Annotated in this window: 5 protein-coding genes; 4 read left to right on the forward strand and 1 reads right to left on the reverse strand. The window is 64.6% G+C overall.

Translation table 11 applies throughout. The features are described 5' to 3' along the window. The first annotated feature begins 148 nt into the window (after positions 1-148). Complete coding sequence (gene amaA / locus ACQKPE_RS25785; protein WP_427669521.1) at positions 149-1435, forward strand: L-pipecolate oxidase; 1287 nt, start codon at positions 149-151, stop codon at positions 1433-1435. A 57-nt stretch (positions 1436-1492) separates the two neighbouring features. Here the strand turns inward: amaA and ACQKPE_RS25790 are convergent, their stop codons facing one another. Then, positions 1493-2920, reverse strand: coding sequence for a mechanosensitive ion channel domain-containing protein (locus ACQKPE_RS25790; protein ID WP_427669522.1), 1428 nt, complete (start codon positions 2918-2920; stop codon positions 1493-1495). Positions 2921-3136: 216 nt separating this feature from the next. Here ACQKPE_RS25790 and ycaC point away from each other — a divergent pair, with 216 nt between their 5' ends. From ycaC to ACQKPE_RS25805, 3 genes are all read left to right on the forward strand, one after another. After that, complete coding sequence (ycaC, locus tag ACQKPE_RS25795) at positions 3137-3766, forward strand: isochorismate family cysteine hydrolase YcaC (RefSeq protein ID WP_427669524.1); 630 nt, start codon at positions 3137-3139, stop codon at positions 3764-3766. Between the two features lie 117 nt (positions 3767-3883). After that, positions 3884-4450 carry an antibiotic biosynthesis monooxygenase gene (locus tag ACQKPE_RS25800; RefSeq protein ID WP_427669525.1) on the forward strand — a complete coding sequence of 189 codons (567 nt, stop codon included), beginning with the start codon at positions 3884-3886 and terminating at the stop codon, positions 4448-4450. 37 nt (positions 4451-4487) lie between these two features. Continuing rightward, positions 4488-4633: hypothetical protein (locus tag ACQKPE_RS25805; protein WP_427669526.1), on the forward strand; the 146-nt coding region annotated here is incomplete at its 3' end.

Genomic DNA, 4633 nt, shown 5'->3' on the forward strand with positions numbered 1-4633 from the left:
GGATAACGCATGATGACAGTGATCACCCGTCATTCATGCCAGCGATGAACCTCGCCCAACATTATTGCCTGATCGGACGCATTCGCGGGCAAGCCCGCTCCTACAGGGGTCGTGTGGATCTTGAGAACAACACCGCTGGAGCCGGGCCATGTCCGAACTGCGTCAAGAATGCTTGTGGGAACACATTACCCAGCCGAGCGTGGCGTCACTGGCGCTGGCGGGAGAGCACAAGGCCGATGTCTGCGTGATCGGCGGTGGCATCACCGGCCTGTCGGCGGCGATCCACCTGCTCGAGCAAGGCAAGTCGGTGGTCCTACTGGAGGCCTGGAAAGTCGGCCATGGCGGCTCGGGGCGCAATGTCGGGCTGGTCAATGCCGGCACCTGGATTCGCCCCGACGATGTCGAGGCCACTCTCGGCCAGCAGCAGGGCAGCCGCCTGAACAAGCTGCTCGGTGAGGCCCCAGGTGAGGTGTTCGCGATGATCGAGCGCCTGAGTATCGACTGCCAGGCCCAGCACAAGGGCAACCTGCACATGGCGCACAACGCCACGGGGCTGGCCGACCTCGAGGCGCGCTTCGAGCAATGGACCCGTCGCGGCGCCGACGTCGAGCTTCTGACCGGCGGCGAATGCCAGGAATACTGCGGCACCGACAAGATTTCCGCCGCGCTGCTCGACCGCCGCGCCGGCACCATCAACCCTATGGCCTACACCCAGGGCCTGGCCGCTGCTGTGCAGCGCCTGGGTGGTCGGCTGTTCCAGCAATCGCCGGTGGAAGGCCTGGCACGCGAGGGGGATGGCTGGCGGGTGAAGGCCGCGCATGGCTCAGTGCACGCTGAAAAGGTGGTGATCTCCACCGGCGCCTACACCGAGGGCGAGTGGAGCGATCTGCGCAAGCACTTCTTCCGTGGTTACTACTACCAGGTGGCGTCCAAGCCGCTGCAAGGCGCCGCCGCCGAGCGCATCCTGCCTCACGGCCAGGGCTCGTGGGACACCCGCACCGTGCTCAGCAGCATCCGCCGCGACGACCAGGGCCGCCTGCTGCTCGGCAGTCTGGGCCGGGTCGACAACAAGCCTGCGTGGTTCGTGCGCAGTTGGGCCGACCGGATTCAGGGCCATTACTTCCCGGAACTGGGCAAGGTCGAATGGGAGATGCACTGGACTGGCTGCATCGACTTCACCCCTGACCACCTGATGCGCCTGTTCGAGCCCGCGCCGGGGCTGGTGGCGGTGACCGGCTACAACGGCCGTGGCAACACTACAGGCACCGTGATCGGCCGGGCGTTCGCCGAGTTCCTGCTCAAGGATGATCCGCATAGCCTGCCGATTCCGTTCGCACCGATGAAGCCTGTGAGTGCGCCGACCTTGCGTACGGCGTTCTATGAATCGGGGTTCTCGCTGTACCACGCAGGGCAGTGCTTGCGGGTGGTCTTGTAGCGAGCTCGCTGCCCTCTTCGCGGGTTTACCCGCGAAGAGGGCGACACCGATCTCTCCTCACTTGTGCAACCAGCTGAGGAACCCGCCCTTCTTCACCACCGTCGGCTTCTGCATCAACAGCGTCTCGCGCTTCTGCTCCCTGAACCGCTGCAACTTGGTCAGCGCCGATTTCACATCCTCGCCCTGGGCCAGGCAGCCACGTACCCGCTCCTTGTCGATGCGGTACAGCATGCAACCGGTCAAGGCGCGGAATTCCACCGGCGAATCCTCTTCATCCAGCAGCCCCTCGAGTGCCAGCACTTCCCCTGGCCCCATGCGCCCACCTTCGACCAGGCGCTTGCCATCGTGTGCCGAGGCCGACACCACGCCACGGCTGATCAGCAGCATGTGCTGGGAGCGATCGCCGATGCCCAGGATCACCTGGTCGGCCAGGTACTCCACGGCGGTCATGTGCTGGCTCAGGGTGTCGCGCTCATCGCTGGTCAACGAGCGGAACACTCGTACCTCGTCCAGCAGCTCGCGCTGGCGCGAGCGGGCGGGCACGCTCAGGTCGGCATTCCACACCACCCCGGCCGCCTCCAGGTGGCGGTGGGCCAGGTCGAACAGCTGGTTGCGCACGTCGGTCTTGTTCGCGGCATCGGCGATGAAGCCACTGGCCTCGTACTCCACCGACTCCAGCGTCGAGGCCTTCACCGAAACCTTGGGCGCAGGGTTTTTCAGCAGCAGGCTGGTGCCTTGCAGGCTTTTTTCCAGGGCATCGAATACCCGCTGCGGACGCAGCTTGGCCGGCACCACCACGCTGATGCTCACCCCGTGGCGGTCAGCCGGGCGGCTGTGGTTGAGCAGCCGCGCCTTGGCCGCCACCGAGTTGGGCACTACCGCCAGGCTGCCGGTGCCGGTAATCAGGCGAGTGGCACGCCAATCGATGTCGACCACCTTGCCCTCGGTGCCGTCGATGGAGATCGAATCGCCGACCTGGTAGGGCCGTGTGGTGTTGAGGATGATGCCGGAGAACACGTCGGCCAGCGTGCTCTGCAACGCCAGGCCGATGACGATGGCCATCACCCCGGATGTCGCCAGCAGGCCCTTGACCGGTAGTTGCAGCACGTAGGCCGCCGCTGCCACCACCGCTGCGAGGAAGATCAGCGCCCCCACCACATCCTGCAACAGCCGCCCGGCGTGGCTGCCGCGGGCAGTCATCAGCACGCCGAACACCACCGTCACCGTACGCGCGCCGAACAGCCACCAGCCGATGGTCAGCAGCGTCGCGATCAGGTTGCGCGAGGCGTCGTCAGGCCAGGGCGGCGGTTGCAGTGGGCTCATTCCGCCGCTTAGCAGCACGCCGGTGAACAGCGCGTAGGCCAGGGTGCGCGAGGCCACCCGCCAATAGCGGTGGGTGGCGGGAATGAGGTGCCAGAGCAGCAGGTCGAGGAGGATCAGGCCGGTGCCGAGCAGCAACGGGTAGGACTGGATGAACGCCAGCATGGTGATCTCGGGGTCGGGGAGGGCTGGGGGTAGTAAAGAGCAGCTCAGGGGCGCAGGCAACTGTTTCTAAAGGCGGTGTTACATCGTTCCTTAAATGGAACGCTAAGGACAATTTTCGCGGTCTACCGCCCGAAAGGTGATGAATCTAATCTTTGCTCATCAACGCGAAACACCCCACCCACGACAAAGATGTTCATAACTGAAGGAGCTACGACCATGACCAACTTCAAATACAACCGCCTGAACAAAGACGACGCCGCAGTACTGCTGGTCGACCACCAGGCCGGTCTGCTGTCGCTGGTGCGTGATATCGAGCCGGACAAGTTCAAGAACAACGTGCTGGCCCTGGCGGACCTGGCCAAGTTCTTCAACCTGCCGACCATCCTCACCACCAGCTTCGAGCAAGGCCCCAACGGCCCGCTGGTGCCAGAGCTCAAGGCGCTGTTCCCGGATGCCCCTTACATCGCCCGCCCCGGCCAGATCAACGCCTGGGACAACGAAGACTTCGTCAAGGCGGTGAAGGCCACCGGCAAGAAGCAGCTGATTATCGCCGGTGTGGTAACCGAGGTATGCGTGGCCTTCCCAGCGTTGTCGGCCCTGGAGGAAGAGTTCGAAGTGTTCGTGGTGGCCGATGCCTCCGGCACCTTCAACGAAATGACCCGCGACGCTGCCTGGCGCCGCATGGAGGCTGCCGGTGCGCAACTGATGACCTGGTTCGGCGTGGCCTGCGAGCTGCACCGCGACTGGCGCAACGACGTCGAAGGCCTGGCGGCCCTGTGCTCCAACCACATCCCCGACTACCGCAACCTGATCACCAGCTACAACGCCCTCACCGCCGCCAAGTAAGCTGACTGGCCTGGGCACCGCCAGTCGGTGCCCGCCTTCGGGCAGCACACCCATCCAATCCCGTGCCCATCTGCCGTTGCACAGTGGATGCGAACCTGCTCATCCCAAGGAATGCCGATGAATACTGCAACCGAAGTCAACCGCGATGTCGTCACGCTGGTGATCCAGCACAAGGTTCGCGCCCGTTCCCTGGGCGACTACGAAGCCTGGCTCAAGCGCACCGTCGACACCGCGCGCCACCGGCCAGGGCACCTGGACGTCAATGTGATCCGCCCGGAGGAGGGCGGCCACGAGTTCACCACCGTGGTGCGTTTCGCCGAGGCCAGCCTGCTGCAGGACTGGGTCAATTCCGCCGAGCGCCAGGCCCTGGTCAGAGAGGTGCTGCCGATGCTCGAGGATGGCGACCACACCCAGGTGCACAACGACCCGGAGTTCTGGTTCACCCCGCCAAGCGCCAGCACCGAGCAACCGCCGCGCTGGAAACAGGCGCTGCTGACCTACCTGGTGATCTGCCCGATGACCATGGTCATCCCGCAACTGCTGGCGCCGTTTTTCGCCCGCTACCCGCAACTGGGCGGGGTGATCAGCGCCAACCTGATCATCAACCTGTTCGTCATCCTGCCCGTGGTGTTCTACATCATGCCGTGGGTGACCCGTCGCTGCGCCAACTGGCTGCGTAGCTGAGCTTCGACAGCGCACATCATTCAATCAAGGAGGCCCCATGACCGCCGACCTCATCCTGTTCAACGGCAAGCTGCACACCGTTGACCGAGAAAAGCCCACCGCCACCGCCGTCGCCATCAAGGATGGTCGCTTCATCGCCGTGGGCAACGATGCCGAAGCCATGGCCCACAAAAGCGCCGCCAC

The sequence above is a fragment of the Pseudomonas sp. NPDC089554 genome, from assembly GCF_050280645.1.
Lineage (GTDB): Bacteria > Pseudomonadota > Gammaproteobacteria > Pseudomonadales > Pseudomonadaceae > Aquipseudomonas.